An 18,552-nucleotide genomic window follows, 5' to 3' on the forward strand; every position below is an offset into this window, starting at 1 on the left:
TATGAGAGAATTCCAGTTCACAAAACGAGTAAACAGAATGTTTCAAATTGCAAGCAAAGAATCTAAATATAATGAATACATCATTCGTCCGTTAGATTTATTTATAGGAGCGTATAAAGAAGGAACAGGGGTTTGTAGTGAATTATATATGTATTTATTTCATAATATAGGGCTAGATTTTGTAACGAAATTTGTACAATTACAACAGGCGGGCTTTCAAGATAAAAGATATATAGAAGTACAAGGATACAAAGTTTCTTATAAAACAATGGAGATATTACAATTAGCTAAACATAAGATGGCGCGATTTAATCAATTATATCTGAATGAAGGACATATTTTAAGCGTGATCCTTCAGCAAGATGAGACAATTGCAAGTCTAATAGACGAAGATATGAAACAAAGTATTTTACAGATTGTTTCAGTACCAAGAGATATGACTGTAAATTTGAATAGTTATGAAATACCAACAAGTATGAAACATGCCTTTTGCAATGTTAGACGAGTTGTTCAATCTGATTTAGAAGAACTTCTTCAATTTGTTATGTTTGAATTTGGAGAAAGATGGATTGATGCAATTCATCATGGTTTTCAAATATATCAAGAAATTCCAATGTATATCGCAGTGCAAGAGAAAAAGATTATTGGTTTTGCTTGTTATGATGTTGTAAGAGGAAAGAAGGGGCTGTTTGGACCGATGGGAGTCGCTAAAAATAATCGTGTAAATGGTGTAGGAAGAGAACTATTACATAGATGCTTGGCTGAAATGAAGCAAATTGGTTATGGATATGCAGTGATTGGTCAGGCAGGTCCGATTGAGTTTTACGAGGAGAGTTGTGATGCGCAAGTAATACATATTATATAGAGATTACTTTGAGTAGAAATGTTACAGAAGCAATAGGAGGGTTGTTTATTGTTCTTACATGTTATTGCAGTTTTTGAATAAGATTTAATCAAAATCCTGTAGTAAAAATGCAGAATTTTTCTTATTAAGCTGAACTGCTAGTTTATTTCAATAACGTATATGTTCTTTTGAATCGTATTGCTAAACTTTTTCAGTAGAAAGGTGTAGAATGGGTATCTAAGAAAGAAGGTGCGAAAATGGCCAGCTGGAAAAGAAATTTAATGATTTGTTGGCTTGGTTGTTTTACTACGGCGGCAGGTATGAGCTTAGTGATACCATTCTTATCCTTTTATATTGAGGATCTAGGCGTAACGGGAACATCTGAAATTGCACAGTGGTCAGGTATTGCATTTGGTGTAACATTTTTAATGGGTGCAATTGTATCGCCGATATGGGGGAAACTCGGTGATATACATGGCCGGAAATTGATGCTTATTCGTGCGAGTCTTGGTATGGCGATGATTATGACGCTTATGGGATTTGTTACAAATGTATATCAATTAGTTGCACTTCGTTTTTTAATGGGGGCAGTGTCAGGATTTCTTTCGACTGCAATCACATTTATAGCAGCAGAAACACCGAAAGAGCATTCAGGGTGGGCAATTTCTACTATATCAACAGGTGGTGTAAGTGGTTCCTTACTTGGCCCGATGCTTGGTGGCTATTTGTCTGAATTAATCGGAATGCGTCATGTATTTTTAGTAACGGGTGCTTTTTTATTTCTTTCATTTTTAATTGTTTTTTTCTTTTTACATGAATCGAATCATTTTGTTCAAGTAAAAAAAGAGCAACCAAAAAAAGTATGGACGATGGTTCCGGCGAAACATTTTATTATCAGTTTATTTGTAGCAACTTTTATGATTCAACTTGCAAATATGTCCATACAACCTATTATTACGTTGTATGTGAAACATTTAGCGGGTCCTCATACGGATCATATTGAGATAATTGCGGGGGCGGTGATATCTGCAACAGGTCTAGCAGTCATTTTAGCAGCTCCTAAACTCGGAAGATTATCGGATCATATTGGCCCTCAAAAAACGTTAATTGTAGCATTGTGCGTCGCAGGAGTTGTTTTTATTCCACAAGCGTTTGTGACAGCTGCTTGGCAATTATTAATATTGCGTTTTCTATTAGGGATTGCACAAGCTGGATTGTTACCTTCCGTACAAACTCTACTTAAACAACATACACCACAACATGTGACTGGACGTATTTTTGGATATAATCAATCCTTTCAGTTTTTAGGAAATATGATTGGACCAGTACTCGGAGGACAGATTGCCGCACATGCTGGATTTCAATATGTATTCTTCTCTACAGCATCGCTTTTATTCTTGGCTTGCATTTGGGTATATTTTAACAGTAAAAGCGCAATGGAATCAGAAAAAGAGCATCTGGAAGCTAGTTAATAAGGTGAATTATAAAGGTTGTAAAGATTGAATAAAAAGGATGAAGTGAACGGTGCTTCATCCTTTTTGTTTTAAATTAATTAAAACTGAAAGCAAAGATAACTTAATGTTCCAAGTTCATAGCTACGATGAATCACTTTACCTTCAGTATTCCCACTTCCCATAGCAATGAAAAGTGGGACAAAGTGCTCTGCTCTTGGAACGGCTAAACGTGCGTGAGGAGCAGCGGTTTCCCAGTTGCACAATGAATCTTTATCGTTATTTTGCATATGTTTTATAATCCAGTCATCAAATTCAACAGCCCAACTTTCAGGTGTTGTTTGATCCCATTTGAGTGCACGTAAATTATGCACAGTAACACCGCTGCCGATTACTAAAATATCCTCTTGTCCAAGTCCTTGAATTGCCTGTCCAATTTCATATTGCTTTTTTGCGGGAAGGAATGGATTTACTGAAACTTGAACGACAGGTATATCAGCTTTTGGATACATACGATGTAATAGTGTCCATGAACCATGATCTAACCCTCGAGTTGTATCTTTGTGAACTGGAATCCCCTTATGTTTAAATTTTGTTTCGAGCATTGTTGCGATGGCTGAAGAACCTTTTGCTTTATATTGTATTTCATATAATTCGGGAGGGAATCCGCCGAAATCATAAATTGTTTCATATTCATCATCTGAAGATGAGATGGTTAATACTTCAGTTTCCCAGTGTGCTGTAAAAATAACAATTGCTTTTGGTTTATATGTTTCTCCAAGTGTTTTTAGAAAACGTGTATAGTCTGTATCTTGAATAGCAAGCATTGGTGAGCCGTGTGCTAAAAATAATGATGGTATCATAATGGTTCCCTCCTAAAAATATAATTATATAGTTACTTTATGTAAGTTACTATATAATTATATTTATTGTTCGTCAAGATAATAATTTGAGGATTCGTTTAGAAAATACAGTGTTTGTCATTACGAAAACAATTGCATATAATACATAGTAAGAATAATGAATACTCATTCATTTTATAAAAATATACATAATGGATTTGGAGGGTGTGAAAATGAACATACAGGAAAGCTTTGTTACGGTATTGGATGGATCGGAAATTTATTTACGTAAGTGGCTACCGGAAAGTGAAATTCGTGGAATTGTACAGATTGCACATGGTATGACGGAACATGCTGGTGTCTATACAGAGTATATTGATGCTTTATTGAAGGCTGGTTATGGTGTGTATGCTCATGATCACCGGGGACATGGAAAAACAGCAAAACAAGAAGAGGATTACGGCCATTTTGAACCGAATATTGGCTGGGATCAAGCTGTTTCTGACATAATCTTTTTATCGGAACTTATTCGTAATGAACATAATTGTCCGCTTTTTTTATTAGGACATAGTATGGGCTCTTTCTTATCTAGACGTGCTGTGCAACTTCGTGGTGAACTATATGATGGATTCCTTATTTCTGGGACAGGTGGAAATCCTGGGTTTTTAGGTGTAGTAGGTCATAAAGTGGCAACAGTTGAAATGAAGCTACGTGGTGCAAAAACAAAAAGTCCAATGTTAAACTTTTTATCATTTGGAAATTTTAATTCGAACTTTAAACCGAATCGTACAAAGTTTGATTGGCTTTCTTCAGATACAAATCAAGTTGATAGATACATAGAAGATCCATTATGTGGTTTTATTTGTTCAACAAGTTTTTATCGTGAATTATTTAACGGTGTGCTTGAAGTGAATAAACTAGAGGAATATAAAAAAACACCTAAAGACCTTCCGATACACATTTTTTCTGGAGATCGTGATCCGGTGGGCGACATGGGGAAAGGTGTAAGAGAGGTGTACGATATGTATAAAAAATGCGGTGTGAAAGATGTAACACTTCGTTTATATGAAAATGGAAGGCACGAAATGTTTCATGAAGTGAATAGGGATGAAGTATTTCAAGATTTGATAGCTTGGTTAAATGAACATAACGCATAAAATAAAAGTCTCACTTTTTGTAGAAGTGAGACTTTTATTTTAAGAAATTGGAGGGGAATCATGAGTGAGTTTATAAATGTAGAATATATAGAAAGAGATTTTCAAGACATAGCTACAAAAGGAGAGGGAGAAATGAAAGTAAGGGAAGCGTTATTAAACGAAGCAAATGAATTAAGTGAACTAGCACTAAATTCAAAAGCCACGTGGGATTACAGCGAAGAATTTATATTAGCATGTAAGGAAGATTTAACAATTACAGAAGCGTATATTGTCAATAACTACGTATATGTTTTAGAAAATCAAGGAGTAAAAATTGGTTTTTTCTCGTTTTTGCGTAAAGAAGAGGATGCTCTTGATTTCTTATATTTACATCCAAGTTATAAGGGGAAAGGTTATGGGAAACTTTTATGGCAAAGTGTTGTAGAAAGAGCAGCTAACTTGGGAATTAAGAGATTTACAATTGATAGTGATCCAAATGCAAAAGGGTATTATATGAAAATGGGTGCAAAATTAATCGGTGAGACACCTTCAACTGTTTTTAAAGATCGGATTTTGCCACTTTTACAATATGATGTATAGAATCGATATTACATAGGGGATGCTGAGAAAATGAATGAGTTAAAGTTTGCAGAGGTGTACGAAATCTTAAAAAAGTCGTGGTCAATTGAAACAAGCTCAAAGTGGACGATAGAAAATCCAGCAAAAGGGCAATGCGGTGTAACAGCACTTGTTATACACGATTTGTTTGGAGAAGAAATAAAGAAGACGCAAGTTGACGAAGTTTGGCATTTTTACAATATGATAAATGGCAAACGATATGATTTTACATCATCACAATTTTTTGAAGAGATAACTTATATGGACATTCCTTCTAATAGAGAAGAAGCATTTGCAGATACGAATGAAAGGCAATATTATACTTTAAAACAAAAAGTGCATATCTTTATGCAATAGAATTTGTCTGAAGTGAAATATCTTTTGACTCTCAATGTTTAATAAGTTACTATAATGGTGGTAACTTATTAAAGGGAACATACTTTATAGAGTTGAGAGGGGAAATGATTTTGAAAACAGCTTATGTAAGCGCTGCGATTGCAACGCTAAATGAACAGAATGAAGTGTTACGAAACGGATATATCATCGTAGAAGATGATAAGATTATAGAAGTACAAAATGGAGAATTTTCTAATCAGGATCAAGTGGATGAAGTAATCGATTTAAAAGGAAAGTGGTTATTGCCAGGTCTTGTGAATACGCATACACATGTTGTAATGACTCTTTTACGTGGCATTGGTGATGATATGTTGCTCCAGCCGTGGCTTGAAACAAGAATTTGGCCACTGGAAAGTCAATTTACTCCAGAACTTGCTGTTGCGAGTACAGAACTTGGTTTATTAGAAATGGTGAAGAGTGGGACAACAACATTCTCTGATATGTTTAATCCGATTGGTGTAGATCAAGATACTATTATGGAAACGGTCCGTAAGAGTGGGATGCGTGCTGCAGTTTCAAGAACTTTATTTAGCTTTGGAACGAAAGAGGATGAGAAGAAAGCAATTCAAGATGCGGAGAAATATGTAAAACAATATTATAGTGAAGGCGACATGTTAACAACAATGGTTGCTCCTCATAGTCCATATACATGTTCTACAGAAATGTTAGAAGAGTGTGCACGCATTGCGGTGGAAAATCAGACAATGGTTCACATCCATCTTTCAGAAACAGAGCGTGAAGTACGTGATATTGAAACGCAATATGGCAAACGTCCGGTAGAGTATGTGGCAAGTTGTGGTTTATTTCAGAGACCAACAGTTATTGCACACGGGGTTGTGCTAAATGAAAATGAGCGAGCTTTCTTAGCAGAACATGATGTTCGTGTTGCTCATAATCCTAATAGTAATTTGAAATTAGGATCTGGTATAGCAGATGTTAAGGCAATGTTAGAAGCAGGAATCAAAGTTGGTATTGCTACAGATAGTGTTGCATCTAACAATAACTTAGATATGTTTGAAGAGCTCCGCGTTGCAACTTTATTGCAAAAAGGTATCCATAAGGATGCAACTGCATTACCTGTTGAAACAGCTCTTTCATTAGCAACAAAAAGTGCGGCAGAAGTAATTGGAATGAAACAAACAGGCTCAATTGAGGTAGGGAAATGTGCCGACTTTATTACAATTGATCCATCTAATAAGCCACATTTGCAACCGGCGGAAGAAGTATTGTCACACCTTGTTTATGCCGCGAGTGGGAAAGATATATCGGATGTTGTAATTAACGGAAAGCACATTGTGTGGAACGGTGAATGTAAAACTTTAGATGAAGAGCGAATTATTTTTGAAGCGAGTCGTTATAAACGAGGGTTGAAGATGTAATTGAAATAGACAAATTGATAAAGAACGCTATCCTTTTTAATGAAATACAAGAGGAGAGCGTTTTTTGTGAATTTTATGTGAAACGAATAAATATTCAACAGAATAACACGACTTTATACTAGTCTTTCTGCTATAATGTATAACGTTTTATAATATTATTCGAATTTAAGGAGAAGAATTCATGAAGCAGAAAAAGAGCCGCTTACTAGCAATTACACTTGTCACATCTTTAATTTTATCGGCTTGTAGTAGTAAAGCGAATAAAGTTAATAAAGAGGCTCAAAAACAAGTGTTAAACGTAACAGTATCAGAAGAAATCCCTTCTTTTGATACAGCCAAAGCGATGGATGGTACATCATCACATGTGATGCAAAATATATTTGAAGGGTTATATGTACTAGATAATCAAGATAACCCCGTACCTGGTGTGGCGAAGTCATTTGAGAAAAGTGAAGATGGGAAAAGATATACATTCCATTTGCGTAAAGATGCAAAATGGTCAAATGGTGAATCAGTAACAGCACATGATTTTACTTTTGCTTGGAAACGGACATTGAGTCCTGAAACAGCCTCTCAATATGCGTACATGTTATTTTATATAAAAAACGCACAAGAAATAAATAAAGGTACATTGGCTACTGATAGACTAGGAGTAAAGGCATTAGATAATTATACGCTAGAAGTACAGTTAGAACAGCCTGTTCCGTATTTACTGCAATTATTAGCATTGCCTATTTATTTACCACAGCATGAATCATTTGTGAAAGAACAAGGAAATCGTTATGGATTAGAGCCTAATAACCTAATATATAATGGAGCGTTTGTGTTAGAAAAATGGAAGCATGAACAAGAATTTCAATTAAAGAAAAATAATACTTACTGGGATAAAGAGAAAGTGAAGCTAGATGAAATAAACTTCCATATTGTAAAAGATACAATGACGGCTGTAAATTTATATGAATCTGGTGCTCTTGACCGTGTGCCTATTAATTCTACATTTGTAGAAAGATACAAAAACAACAAGGAGCTACATGTGTCAAGTGAGTCAGCCATAGCGATGCTTCGACTTAATGAAAGAAATGCTTCACTAGCAAATAAAAAAGTTCGTCAATCTATTTCTTTAGCATTGAATAAAGAGGAATTTGTAAAGCACTTTATAAATAATGGTGCAACTCCTGCGCAAGGTCTGATCCCAAAAGGATATAAGAATGAAGCAACTGGAAAGGATTTTAGAAAGGAGAATGGGAATATTGCTAGCTATGATTTGCAAAAAGCAAAAAAACTTTGGGCAGAAGCTAAAAAAGAGCTTGGCACAGAAAGTATTACAGTTGAGCTCCTGACATTTGAACAAGACAATGCAAGGCGTATGGCAGAGTATATAAAAGGCGATTTGGAAAAGCAGTTACAAGGTTTAACAGTGCAGATTAAACAGCAACCATTTAAGCAAAAATTACAGCTAGAACAAACAGGGCAATATGATATATCTATGGTAGTGTGGGGGCCAGATTATAAAGACCCGATAAGTTACTTAGAATTATTTACGACAAATAATTCTAATAATAAGATGGAGTACTCGAATTCTTATTATGATGATCTTATAAAGAAAGCGAAATATGATATTGTACAAGATCAACAGAAAAGATGGGAGACCTTACAAGAGGCAGAGCGAGTAGTCTTGGAAGATGCTGCAATTGCCCCCCTTTATCATACTGGTTCAGCATATATACAGAAGGAATATGTCAAAGGTATTGAGAAGCATCAATTTGGTGGGGTGTATACGTATAAACATGCTTTTATAGCTGAAAAATAATAAGGTGGAAAAGAGCTAATTACTTGATGTATAAGTATTGGCTCTTTTTTTAATTTTAAAGTAAATAATTCGGAGTTTGTTCTTTCTCTGTGATGAACATTTTTTGTTATAAGAAATATATCTCTAATTTCAACGTTTTTTTGCACCGGTTACTCATTCATAACACATTTGTGCTAGTGTTAGCTACCTCCCTAAAACTACGTTGAATGACTTATTATAGTATCTTTAGCTCAGCACGGCGGATAACCTGTTTGATGAAAGGGAATTCTCAAAAAGAGTACTATAAAACAAGACAAGCCAAAGAAATGGATAAGGAGTGAGCAAGCGATGGACAACATAATAAATGCGGGCAGCTTTGGTTTGCAAAGCGGAACTGCTCAAAAAACGGTTGGCCAGTATTTGTTCGATTGCTTGAAACTGGAGGGCATTACCGAAATTTTCGGCGTCGCAGGGGACTATAATTTTACACTTCTTGATACCTTGGAGTGCTATAACGGTATCCGTTTTATAGAAGGGCGGAACGAATTAAACTCGGGCTATGCCGCAGATGGCTATGCAAGAATCAAAGGAATATCCGCTCTTATTACGACCTTTGGGGTCGGGGAGCTTAGCGCCTGCAATGCGATAGCGGGAGCCAACAGCGAGCATGTGCCAATCATTCACATTGTGGGTGCGCCTCCTGAGAAGGATCAAAAAGAGCACAAGCTGATGCACCACACCCTAATGGATGGAAATTTTGATGTCTTCCGCAAGGTGTATGAGCAGATTACGGCTTATACCGCAGTACTTACGCCGGAAAACGCCAAGATTGAAATTCCGGCTGCGATTCGCATTGCTAAGGAAAAGAAAAAACCGGTATACCTGGTTGTAGCCGATGATTTAGTGAACAAGGCGATCACGGTCCGGAAAGAGCCGGTACCACCACGTCCAACGTCCAACCTGAAAACCCTTCAGGCTGCGGTGAATCATGTCCATCGGCTGGTGGAGCGTGCAAAGCGTCCGGTTATCCTAGTGGATGTGAAAACAATGCGTTTCGGGCTTCAGACAGCAGCTCGGCAGCTGGCCGACGCCATGAACGTTCCTGTTGCAACGATGATGTATGGGAAGGGGGCATTCGACGAGAGCCATCCAAATTATATCGGAATGTACCTAGGCTCTTTCGGAGGTTCTGAAGTCCAAAGTAAGGTGGAAAGTGCTGATTGTATCATTGCTATTGGCATGGTATGGGCGGACACCAACACCGCGAATTTTACGGCAAAGCTGAACCCATTGGTGACTGTCAATATTCAACCGGACATGGTCAAGATCGCTGAGGCGGAATATCCGAATGTTCTTGCAGCTGACATGCTACTTGCCATGCAGAAGATAGGTTATACGGGCCGAGGTTTGGTGGGAAAATTGTCATTCCCTTACGATCAATTCACAACTAGTGCCGACGGGCCTCTAATGGCGGCCGGCTATTATCCCCGTTTTCAGCGCATGTTGAAAGAGGGTGATATTGTGATCGCCGAGACCGGAACGTTCTATAATGGGATGGCGGAGGTGAGACTTCCGAGCAATGTAACATATATTGGACAAGGAGGATGGCAATCAATCGGTTACGCAACCCCCTCGGCATTCGGTGCTATAATGGCCGCGCCGGAACGCCGAGTGTTGCTGTTTACAGGCGACGGAGCCCTGCAGCTAACAGCCCAGGAAATCAGTTCCATGCTCTATTATGGCTGCAAGCCCATAATCTTCATCTTGAACAACGATGGTTATACAATAGAGAAATATTTGAATGTCAAAACAGAGGGTCAAAAGTATAACCAAATCCCTCAATGGTCTTACACTAGGCTGGCCGAAGCCTTTGGAGGCAACGCATTTACCGTTACGGTCCGGACCTATGGAGAGCTTGAACAGGCTATAATCCAAGCTGAAAAGGAAAGTGCCGAAAGACTCTGTATCATTGAAATGATCGCTGGGAATCCGATGGACGCACCTAAATATATGCGACAGATGCGTAGTTATATGGAGAAGCAAGAAATGCAGCGTAGCCAGAAATAGTTCCAAATAACAAGAATGTTCCCGAATGATGGATATGACCTTTAATAGGTATCCTTGACAAATGGTTATGTAGAAAATTAGCATTTTTAATTCGTTTACTACAGTTGGGTTCCTGAAATTTGCTAAGAAATCCGTTCTATTACTCCCACAAGTTAAAAAACATTAAAATAATGTTTTTTAACTTGTGGGTCACTATACATCGCCATTAAGTAAAAAAGGTTGTATCCTAAAGCGAAAAAAGTGAACGTAATTCTCATAAATAAAAGTGGAAAGAAAAAAATTCGTTTTGATGTATTTCAAAATCTTAAGTTGATGGATGTGGGGGATCGCCACATGCCCGTCAAGCTAAGAAATCAAGTTCCCCCTAAAATAAAAAATCTCACTTCTTATCTGAAAAAAGATAAAAAGTGAGATTTTTTTGGATACTACCAATAATGAGACGTTATGTTAATCTAGCGTGTATATGGTATTCAAAATAGATTTCTGATTTTCCTTTTCCATCCATGATACAATTTATTAAATAATTTACTTGTTATACCTTGGAATATGGAAGGAGTTAAATCTGAATGAAAAAGGTTTTAGAACGTGAGGAGTTTGTTGATATAGGTGGTTTTCAATTATATACAAAAATATTTGGAAGTGATAAAGAAACTCCAACCGTAGTAATGGACGCGGGTTATGGTGATTACTCTAAAACTTGGAATGAAATAGTATCACAAATTGCGGAACTTACAAAAGTTCTGGTCTATGATAGAGCTGGTTTAGGAAAAAGTGATTCTAGTCCCAACAATAGAATTAGTTCTGAAATGGTAAAAGAGCTAAGAACATTACTAAAAAAATTACAATTAACGCCTCCTTATATTTTTGTGGGGCATTCCTTTGGTGGAGTAAATGTTCGTTTATACGCATCTTTATATCCAAGCGAGGTAGCAGGGCTAATACTTGTGGATTCAACCCCAGAGGACTACAGAGAACGATTTCTTCCCATCATGCCTTCAGATTTCCAAGAAGCTTATAATAAACAATTTATTTATGAAGGTACATACGATCAATTTATGAAGAGTCTAGAAGAAGTACGATTACACAGAAAAACACTTATAGATACAAACGTTATTATTCTTTCTGCAGGAAAAAAAGCTTTTTATTCTACTGATGCACAAAACTTATGGTTGCATATGCAAGAGGAATTATTGAATTTATCAACAAATAGTTCCTTAGTTATAGCACCTAACAGTGGACACTATATCCAAAAGGATGAGCCACAATATGTAATAAATGCAGTCAAAAAGGTCCTTCAGATTATATAATTAACTTCCGCTAACACTGATTATGTGAACGAAAAGTCCCTTCAGATTTTTTCTGAGGGGACTTTTCTAGATTTCTAGATGTATTGAGTTCTGATAAGTGGGATTATGTTAACTTGATGTATATAGGATATGTAATCTTTTAGTTATGATAAAGTACTAAATAAAAGGGGGAGATGTATGTGGATTATAAGGTAATTCAAAAGCATGAAAGTAATTATCCAAATCCTATTTCATTAAAAAAGGGAGAGATTATAAAAGTAGGAAACAAATATGAAGGTCCTGAAAACTGGGATAATTGGGTATATTGTTATACAAAAGAAACTGAGGGCTGGGTTCCAGAACAAATTATAAATAATGAGGGCAAATCGGCTTTTGTATTAGAAGATTATATAGCTAAAGAACTTAATGTTGAAGAAAGAGAAATCATTTCAGAAATTAAGGAACTAAATGGTTGGTTATGGTGTCAAAGAAAAACTAACGATGAAAAAGGTTGGCTACCTAAAAGTAAATTAAAGGTGTTAGATGAGTGACACAAACTCTTAATTTATGAATTTTTGAATGTATATGTAGCTTTGAAATAAAGTCACGGTGCTTATAAAAAAGACGCGATGTTTTGCCCCTTTGGATTTGTTTATCTAAAGGGGGGTTTTTATAGTGAAAAGTGAAAAGAAGATTTGAACTGAAAGGCAGATTAAGGAACCGTTGAGTAGCAATAAAGTTACTCTATTAAAGGGCTAGATTGTGGAATAAAAAGGGAGGAATTTCTAAGAGTAAAGAGAATACAGGGGATATGCTCTTAGCCAAGTGACATGGAAGTTAGGGAGTAAGCAGGCATAATCTCAAAAAGCATGGATTCCACTGCCGGCATTTGTCAGTAAAGTTACTTTACCATATTCAATGAAAGATGGAGGAGAAATTTTTGATGAAAAAACATCATGCAATACAGAGTACAAGAATGTGAGTGCAATAATCAAAAGCTTTGCGAGATCTTTCGCAAAGCTTTTATAATGATACATATTATAATAGTATTTTTTGTATTTCTTCTGTGCTTAGACTGGTAAATTTTGCGATATCTTCTAACGGCATTCCATTTTTATGCATACCACGAATTAATTGTGCACGCTCAGCTAATTTACCTTCTTCTTTACCTTCCTCATGAGCATGAGCTATTTTAGCTTGTTCATCTAGAAGTACTTTCTCACGAGCTTCATAAGCTGTTCGGAAAGAAGAATCATGACTCATATTTTCCCATTTATTCATTGCCTTTTGTAAAATTGGATCTTGATTCATCGCAATCTCCTCCAATGTCTGAGTTAAGTGTTCATCTTCATGGGCTGGTAACAATAACATCCAACGGACAAATGTATTTTCCCATGGATTTACTTTTTCTTCACGCCATTGTTTCACTAATTTTGGAATCTCTACAAAATGGATTTCCATATCGTCACTTAATACCTGTTGTGTTTTGACATTCCATAATTGTCCAATGGTGTGAAATGATTCGTCATAAGAAAATAATATGAAATCTAACAAGTTAATAGTGATTGTTTTTCGAAGAGAACGATACGGCATCCCTTCCTGCATTTGGGATGTATAGAGTTTACTCCAATAATATAAAGAGCGTTTTACCATGTCATGTGTATTTCGAAGCTGAATTTCTATATTCACTTGTGTTCCGTTGTTGAGTGTTGCTAATAAGTCTAGTATGGATAACTTATCATCTTCATAAGACTTATGGAGATGTGGGTCTTCCAATTGTAGTGATGAAATAGGTGTATCTAAAGATTCTTCTAAGATAGCGTTTAGAAATCCAATTAAGATTTCTTCATTCCCCTTTGTTCCAAATAACTGTTTAAAAGCAAAATCAATTCGTAAATTTACTAAATTTGTGGACATGGGTTTCCTTTTCCATGCCCATCAACTTAAGATATTATAATACCCCCATAACGAAAATTATTTGCATGGGGGTCCTTTTAGAGTAATTATCAGTTTAAAAAAATTAAATACTTTATTTATCAAGTTAATATAAATTGCATCCGCATAGGAAACAGTAGGGTTTCTAAATCTTTATTTTAATGTTAATCACTTCAATCGTATTCCTTCGAATGCGTTTATTACCAAGTCATGCACATAGGAATCATCCAACTTTTCACCGGTTACTAGTAACCGATAGAAAATTGGTCCGTAAATGAGATCGATGCTTAATTCAACATCGAGGTTTTCTTTCAATTCTCCTCTTTTAATTCCCTTCTCCAGAAGTTGCTTTGCTTGCAGTCGACGTGGCTGGAAATATCGAGTACGATATTCCTCTGCCAGTTTTGAATCAAATTGTCCTTCGCCAACTAACTCAGTAATAATGGTCCCTTCCCGACTTATCAAAAAACTAGCTAAACTTGTGGCGTGAATTAAGATATCATTCAATGCTGAACCTGTGTCAGGTACAGGCAATCTGGCTGCAGCAGCAGAAAGAAAACCATCCATTACCACAGCAGCCTTATTAGGCCACCATTTATAAATCGTAGCTTTGCTAACTTTAGCACGGTCTGCAATTTTATCGACTGTAACTGCTTTAAAGCCATTTTCCAGTAATAACTCATAAGATGCTGAAAGGATAGCCATTTGGGTTTCGATATTACGTGGTCGACCTCTTTTACCTTGCACATTAATCATTCCTTTCAAGAACATAAACTATACGTTTAGTATACTTAATATGAACAAAAAATAAAATAGCCTATTTACAAAACTGAACGTTTAGTATATTATTTATAATTAATAAACTAAACGTTCAGTTTGTTAATTATATAACATCTTGTAATGGCTGTAGCTAAGTCCAAAAATTCATAAAGTTAATTACTAAAAATACTTAGAAAAGGGGAATAAAAAAGTGGCAAAATTGAACCTTTTAAAAGACGAATGGAAGGTAGTTCAGGCTCAATTTAGTACAATGAACAATGATATCGTAGGAGTTTTTGCCAAGGTAACTCAGTAATTTTGAAATAAAAGTATGGGAGGAGTTCGTTATGTCTAATTTTAAAAATCAAGCAATTGATAAGGAAATTTCAGCAGGTTTAATCATTCTTCTAGCAACTGCATGTGGTATCATTGTGGCTAATCTTTATTATGCACAGCCTTTAATTGGTGTAATTAGTAATGTAATAGGGCTTTCTAATAGTAGCGCTGGGTTAATTGTAACGCTAACCCAGATTGGATATGTTGTTGGCTTACTATTTCTTGTACCTTTGGGGGATATTGTTGAGAATAGAAAATTGATAGTTATATTGTTATTTCTAAGTGCAGTTGCTCTAACTGCCACAGTTTTTGTAAAGAACGCAATCTTGTTGTTAGTAGCTTCATTCTTTATCGGGTTGGGGTCGGTCGCGGCACAAGTGCTCGTACCTTTTGTATCATACCTTTCATCGGAGGATGCACGCGGTCGCGTAGTTGGCAATGTCATGAGTGGTCTGTTACTAGGTATTATGCTTGCGCGCCCGATATCTAGTCTAGTAGCCGATATCTGGGGATGGAATGCAATATTTGCTTTATCTGCTACTGTAATTGTTGTCTTGGCGCTTGTATTATCGAAAGTACTCCCTACTAGGAAACCAACGGCAAGAACAAACTATACTGCCTTACTTAGTTCAATGCGGCAACTGCTACGAACTACTCCAATTTTACGACGTCGCGCAATTTATCATGCTTGTGTATTTGGGACTTTCAGCTTATTCTGGACCACTGTTCCGTTATTATTGTCTAGTCCTACTTTTCATTTTTCTCAGGCCGCTATAGCTCTATATGCACTTGTCGGAATTACGGGTGCAATAGCTGCTCCAATAGGTGGTCGTCTAGCCGATCTTGGATGGACACGACCCGCCACTGGGATAGCTCTCACAGTTGTCATTGTTTCTTTACTACTACCACTTATTATTCAAAGTAGCTCGCCCATTGGAATAGCTGTTTTAGTAATTGCAGCAATTCTGTTGGACATGGGAGTATCTGCAAACCTTGTGCTTAGCCAACGTTTAATTTTCTCGTTGGGGCCAGAAATTCGTAGTCGATTAAACGGGCTATTTATGGCTATTTTCTTTTTAGGGGGTGCTGTTGGATCCTCTATTGGAGGATGGGCATACGCCTTAGGTGGATGGAGTCTAGCATTATGGATAGGAATCGCTTTTCCGACCATAGCCCTGCTTTATTTTGCCACAGAGAAATAGTTCTATAATCAAATTTTAGCAGTCAGGATTCTGACTGCTTATTCATTGGTATATCTGAGATTTAAAGATTATTTGCTAATTGTATTGAGTTTTTGTATTAGAACCAAATTTTTAGTCTCTATCGCTGTAAGGGGACAAAACTCATCATGTAGAATGTGTCTGAATTCTAATAAAAAAAGAGCTTGTGTCAAAAAACAAACTCTTTTTAAAATAAAGATTTTGGTTCTGTTGCAAAGTTTGAAAAAGCATAAACAGGTTGGTAAATGAGGAACAATGTTTAGGAAGTAGCTAGTAATTGTTGAAGTTCATTGTACGTTGAAAAGGCGGAGTCTCTTTGAAGACTTCGCCTTTGTTTATATAGAGCATGAATGGTCTCGATACCTTTTATCGTACGTGAAGCATGACGAAGATTTTGAAATCCTGCGGATTTGGCAAAACGTCTCTTTACATGCCTATGATCCTGTTCAATAAGATTGTTTAAATGTTTGATTGTACAATGGATTGTCTTTTGATAAAATCCTTGTTTTCTTAATTTGTTAAATGCACAAAGTAATGCCGGCGCTTTGTCTGTAATGAGAACCGTTGGTTCTCCAAAATGTTTTACTAATCTTTTCATGAAGGCATAAGCAGCCTGATGATCCCGTTTTTTACGAAGTTGAATATCCAATATATGGACATCTTTATCAATTGCACGATAGAGATAACACCACTTGCCCTTAATTTTGATATAAGTCTCATCCAAATGCCAAGATAATCGTGCAGATTTATTTTTCACTTTCCAAATTTGATAGATGAGATTGCCATATTCATGAACCCATCGCATGATGGTTGTTGGGTGAACTGAAATACCACGTTCTTTCAGGATTTCAGAGACATCGCGATAACTTAAAGAAAAACGGCAGTAGTAGCCGACAGCTACTAAAATAATCTCTTTCTTGAATTGTTTTCCTTTAAAATATCTCATGTCTGATTCTCCTAGATCCTGTTTTCTAGAGTGTAGCTTCATGTAGAAAACTTTGCAACAGAACCTTTATCACTTCAAAGTATCCATTATTCTTTCTTATTACACTTTTATCGCAGAGAGTATTCAATGTTCGTAGTAAGTGCCTATAGCTTGTTCCTAATAATTCCGATGTTTCCGTTAAATTTCCATTAAATATAATTCTTTGTTTAGTATGTGTAGTACATTCTCGGTGAAATCAGTGGAGAATAAAGAATCTAAACAAGAATACGATCTAAGTAAAATATACGCATACAAAGAGTTCCCTGATAAAATTTAAATAGACTAAACTAATAAGAGGATAGTATGTTCAATATAAGAGCATGCTATCCTCTTTCTCGTATATATTAGAATTATTAACATGACATTGAAAATATAGTTTAATATGTTTATAAAGTTATTTAAAATTTGTATTTTGTTTTAATGGTTTCGATTTTTGCAAATAATAATGTTGTTTAATTTTGGAAGCGAATATTAAAGTTTTACTTTGTTATTTCTTTATAGCTTACAACTAAATCTTCGTAATCATATCTAGGGTCTTTATCAACTTTACCATCTTTTGTTTTGACGACTTTTAGTCCACCAAACCATTGTGCTTCGTTGTATGTTTCCTCTCTTACCCATACATTGTGTTCTTTACCGTCTACCCTTACTACTAATGTCGGGTGTGTAAAGATAAAACTCTTCTCTACATGTCTACCTACAATTTCTGCATTTAATGGTGTACCTTCTTCTACCAGTTTACTATTCTGATACCCTTCGATAATAGGTAAAACCACAAATACAATGAATAGTAGTCCAAAGACGATTACTTTCTTCTTTGGACTCCATTTATTCTTTTCTTTCAATTCTTTCTGTTTTGCCTTTTCTTCTTCTCGTTCTTGTGCTAACTCCTGCATAGCTTCTTCGTAGATTGCTAATTCTTCTTCAATTTCAGCTTCGATTCTTGCTAGTTTCTCTAGCTGTTCATCGGTTGCTACCATTTCATATGCGTTTTCTCCAACCATACGCAATTCAATGCCGGTTTCTCTTACTTCTTTTAATTCTTTTTCTGTACAATCAAACTCTCTAAGGACTTCCCCTCGTTTATCTACTAGATTAACGTGAATGTTTTTCTCCTGTTTCTTTCTAAACATTTAAACTACCCCTTTATTTGTTTCCTATCATAGATAATAATACCATTTTTGAAAACATCTATTTTATTTTTGAAATGACTTTATTATTTGTGAACACATAACATATTTTATATGACTAATATGTTATGTCCCTTTATTTATCTATCTTTTTTCAATTTAAGTCTTGATAACATTATTAGCGGTCGTTGCGATAATTGCGGCAATACCTCATTCAAGAGTTCCGTTAAAGATTTCATCTTTTTAAGAGAATGTCGTCAATGCGGTATGAAGAAAATCATATAGTCCTATCCGGGGCTTTTTTCTTTATAAAATAAAAAGAACCCAAATGGATGCTATAGTTTAATTAATCAACTTTAAATGAATACTTTTTTCGAGT

16 protein-coding genes and 2 pseudogenes are annotated in these 18,552 nt (G+C 35.9%); 12 read left to right on the forward strand and 6 right to left on the reverse strand.

From position 1 onward, the window contains the following. Position 1 precedes the first annotated feature (1 nt). Complete coding sequence (locus tag QRY57_RS10435) at positions 2-865, forward strand: GNAT family N-acetyltransferase (RefSeq protein ID WP_286017374.1); 864 nt, start codon at positions 2-4, stop codon at positions 863-865. 236 nt (positions 866-1,101) lie between these two features. Continuing rightward, on the forward strand, positions 1,102-2,316 hold the full coding sequence (locus QRY57_RS10440; RefSeq protein WP_286017375.1) for a multidrug efflux MFS transporter: 1,215 nt from the start codon (positions 1,102-1,104) through the stop codon (positions 2,314-2,316). Positions 2,317-2,396: 80 nt separating this feature from the next. On the opposite strand, the gene QRY57_RS10445 is transcribed toward QRY57_RS10440, so the two are convergent. Then, entirely contained in the window at positions 2,397-3,158 is a 762-nt protein-coding gene (locus QRY57_RS10445; protein ID WP_286017376.1) for a DODA-type extradiol aromatic ring-opening family dioxygenase, read from the reverse strand. 212 nt (positions 3,159-3,370) lie between these two features. On the opposite strand from QRY57_RS10445, the gene QRY57_RS10450 reads away from it, so the two are divergent. The 8 genes from QRY57_RS10450 (at position 3,371) to QRY57_RS10485 (ending at position 12,359) form a co-directional block, all read left to right on the forward strand. After that, entirely contained in the window at positions 3,371-4,294 is a 924-nt protein-coding gene (locus QRY57_RS10450; protein ID WP_026592021.1) for an alpha/beta hydrolase, read from the forward strand. Positions 4,295-4,426: 132 nt separating this feature from the next. Next, complete coding sequence (locus QRY57_RS10455) at positions 4,427-4,873, forward strand: GNAT family N-acetyltransferase (RefSeq protein WP_286017840.1); 447 nt, start codon at positions 4,427-4,429, stop codon at positions 4,871-4,873. 30 nt (positions 4,874-4,903) lie between these two features. Continuing rightward, positions 4,904-5,248, forward strand: a complete 345-nt coding sequence (locus tag QRY57_RS10460) for a YunG family protein (protein ID WP_026592019.1) — start codon at positions 4,904-4,906, stop codon at positions 5,246-5,248. A 92-nt stretch (positions 5,249-5,340) separates the two neighbouring features. Beyond that, entirely contained in the window at positions 5,341-6,666 is a 1,326-nt protein-coding gene (locus QRY57_RS10465) for a bifunctional S-methyl-5'-thioadenosine deaminase/S-adenosylhomocysteine deaminase (RefSeq protein WP_286017377.1), read from the forward strand. A gap of 181 nt (positions 6,667-6,847) precedes the next feature. Then, entirely contained in the window at positions 6,848-8,476 is a 1,629-nt protein-coding gene (locus QRY57_RS10470) for a peptide ABC transporter substrate-binding protein (protein ID WP_286017378.1), read from the forward strand. A gap of 327 nt (positions 8,477-8,803) precedes the next feature. Next, on the forward strand, positions 8,804-10,522 hold the full coding sequence (locus tag QRY57_RS10475; RefSeq protein ID WP_286017379.1) for an alpha-keto acid decarboxylase family protein: 1,719 nt from the start codon (positions 8,804-8,806) through the stop codon (positions 10,520-10,522). Between the two features lie 566 nt (positions 10,523-11,088). Beyond that, positions 11,089-11,829 (forward strand): alpha/beta fold hydrolase, encoded by a 741-nt coding sequence (locus tag QRY57_RS10480; protein WP_026591690.1) that lies wholly within the window; start codon positions 11,089-11,091, stop codon positions 11,827-11,829. Between the two features lie 179 nt (positions 11,830-12,008). Further along, on the forward strand, positions 12,009-12,359 hold the full coding sequence (locus tag QRY57_RS10485) for an SH3 domain-containing protein (RefSeq protein WP_432804070.1): 351 nt from the start codon (positions 12,009-12,011) through the stop codon (positions 12,357-12,359). Between the two features lie 487 nt (positions 12,360-12,846). Here QRY57_RS10485 and QRY57_RS10490 read toward each other — a convergent pair whose 3' ends face one another. Together QRY57_RS10490 and QRY57_RS10495 are read right to left on the reverse strand one after the other, a co-directional pair. Further along, positions 12,847-13,725: an Rpn family recombination-promoting nuclease/putative transposase gene (locus QRY57_RS10490; protein WP_286017381.1), complete on the reverse strand. Its 879-nt coding sequence runs from the start codon at positions 13,723-13,725 to the stop codon at positions 12,847-12,849. A 186-nt stretch (positions 13,726-13,911) separates the two neighbouring features. Next, complete coding sequence (locus QRY57_RS10495; RefSeq protein WP_286017382.1) at positions 13,912-14,499, reverse strand: TetR/AcrR family transcriptional regulator; 588 nt, start codon at positions 14,497-14,499, stop codon at positions 13,912-13,914. 350 nt (positions 14,500-14,849) lie between these two features. On the opposite strand from QRY57_RS10495, the gene QRY57_RS10500 reads away from it, so the two are divergent. Continuing rightward, positions 14,850-16,040, forward strand: coding sequence for an MFS transporter (locus tag QRY57_RS10500; protein ID WP_286017383.1), 1,191 nt, complete (start codon positions 14,850-14,852; stop codon positions 16,038-16,040). A 277-nt stretch (positions 16,041-16,317) separates the two neighbouring features. Here QRY57_RS10500 and QRY57_RS10505 read toward each other — a convergent pair whose 3' ends face one another. From QRY57_RS10505 to QRY57_RS10515, 3 genes and pseudogenes are all read right to left on the reverse strand, one after another. Further along, positions 16,318-17,004, reverse strand: a complete 687-nt coding sequence (locus tag QRY57_RS10505; RefSeq protein ID WP_286017384.1) for an IS6 family transposase — start codon at positions 17,002-17,004, stop codon at positions 16,318-16,320. A 25-nt stretch (positions 17,005-17,029) separates the two neighbouring features. Then, positions 17,030-17,212: pseudogene (locus tag QRY57_RS10510) on the reverse strand (hypothetical protein); the annotation flags it as partial. Between the two features lie 310 nt (positions 17,213-17,522). Then, positions 17,523-18,176: a hypothetical protein gene (locus QRY57_RS10515; protein WP_026592353.1), complete on the reverse strand. Its 654-nt coding sequence runs from the start codon at positions 18,174-18,176 to the stop codon at positions 17,523-17,525. Between the two features lie 180 nt (positions 18,177-18,356). Here QRY57_RS10515 and QRY57_RS10520 point away from each other — a divergent pair. Next, positions 18,357-18,458: pseudogene (locus QRY57_RS10520) on the forward strand (DUF8096 family protein); the annotation flags it as partial. Positions 18,459-18,552: the final 94 nt, after the last annotated feature.

Source organism: Bacillus arachidis (genome assembly GCF_030285945.1).
Lineage (GTDB): Bacteria > Bacillota > Bacilli > Bacillales > Bacillaceae_G > Bacillus_A > Bacillus_A arachidis.

Bases quoted from the DNA above. Each gene is read 5' to 3' on its own strand.
- QRY57_RS10515 (WP_026592353.1), bottom strand. From the start codon at position 18,176: ATGTTTAGAAAGAAACAGGAGAAAAACATTCACGTTAATCTAGTAGAT.
- QRY57_RS10505 (WP_286017384.1), bottom strand. From the start codon at position 17,004: ATGAGATATTTTAAAGGAAAACAATTCAAGAAAGAGATTATTTTAGTA.
- QRY57_RS10455 (WP_286017840.1), top strand. From the start codon at position 4,427: ATGAAAGTAAGGGAAGCGTTATTAAACGAAGCAAATGAATTAAGTGAA.
- QRY57_RS10480 (WP_026591690.1), top strand. From the start codon at position 11,089: ATGAAAAAGGTTTTAGAACGTGAGGAGTTTGTTGATATAGGTGGTTTT.
- QRY57_RS10460 (WP_026592019.1), top strand. From the start codon at position 4,904: ATGAATGAGTTAAAGTTTGCAGAGGTGTACGAAATCTTAAAAAAGTCG.
- QRY57_RS10495 (WP_286017382.1), bottom strand. From the start codon at position 14,499: ATGATTAATGTGCAAGGTAAAAGAGGTCGACCACGTAATATCGAAACC.
- QRY57_RS10470 (WP_286017378.1), top strand. From the start codon at position 6,848: ATGAAGCAGAAAAAGAGCCGCTTACTAGCAATTACACTTGTCACATCT.
- QRY57_RS10475 (WP_286017379.1), top strand. From the start codon at position 8,804: ATGGACAACATAATAAATGCGGGCAGCTTTGGTTTGCAAAGCGGAACT.
- QRY57_RS10445 (WP_286017376.1), bottom strand. From the start codon at position 3,158: ATGATACCATCATTATTTTTAGCACACGGCTCACCAATGCTTGCTATT.
- QRY57_RS10490 (WP_286017381.1), bottom strand. From the start codon at position 13,725: ATGTCCACAAATTTAGTAAATTTACGAATTGATTTTGCTTTTAAACAG.
- QRY57_RS10435 (WP_286017374.1), top strand. From the start codon at position 2: ATGAGAGAATTCCAGTTCACAAAACGAGTAAACAGAATGTTTCAAATT.
- QRY57_RS10440 (WP_286017375.1), top strand. From the start codon at position 1,102: ATGGCCAGCTGGAAAAGAAATTTAATGATTTGTTGGCTTGGTTGTTTT.
- QRY57_RS10500 (WP_286017383.1), top strand. From the start codon at position 14,850: ATGTCTAATTTTAAAAATCAAGCAATTGATAAGGAAATTTCAGCAGGT.
- QRY57_RS10450 (WP_026592021.1), top strand. From the start codon at position 3,371: ATGAACATACAGGAAAGCTTTGTTACGGTATTGGATGGATCGGAAATT.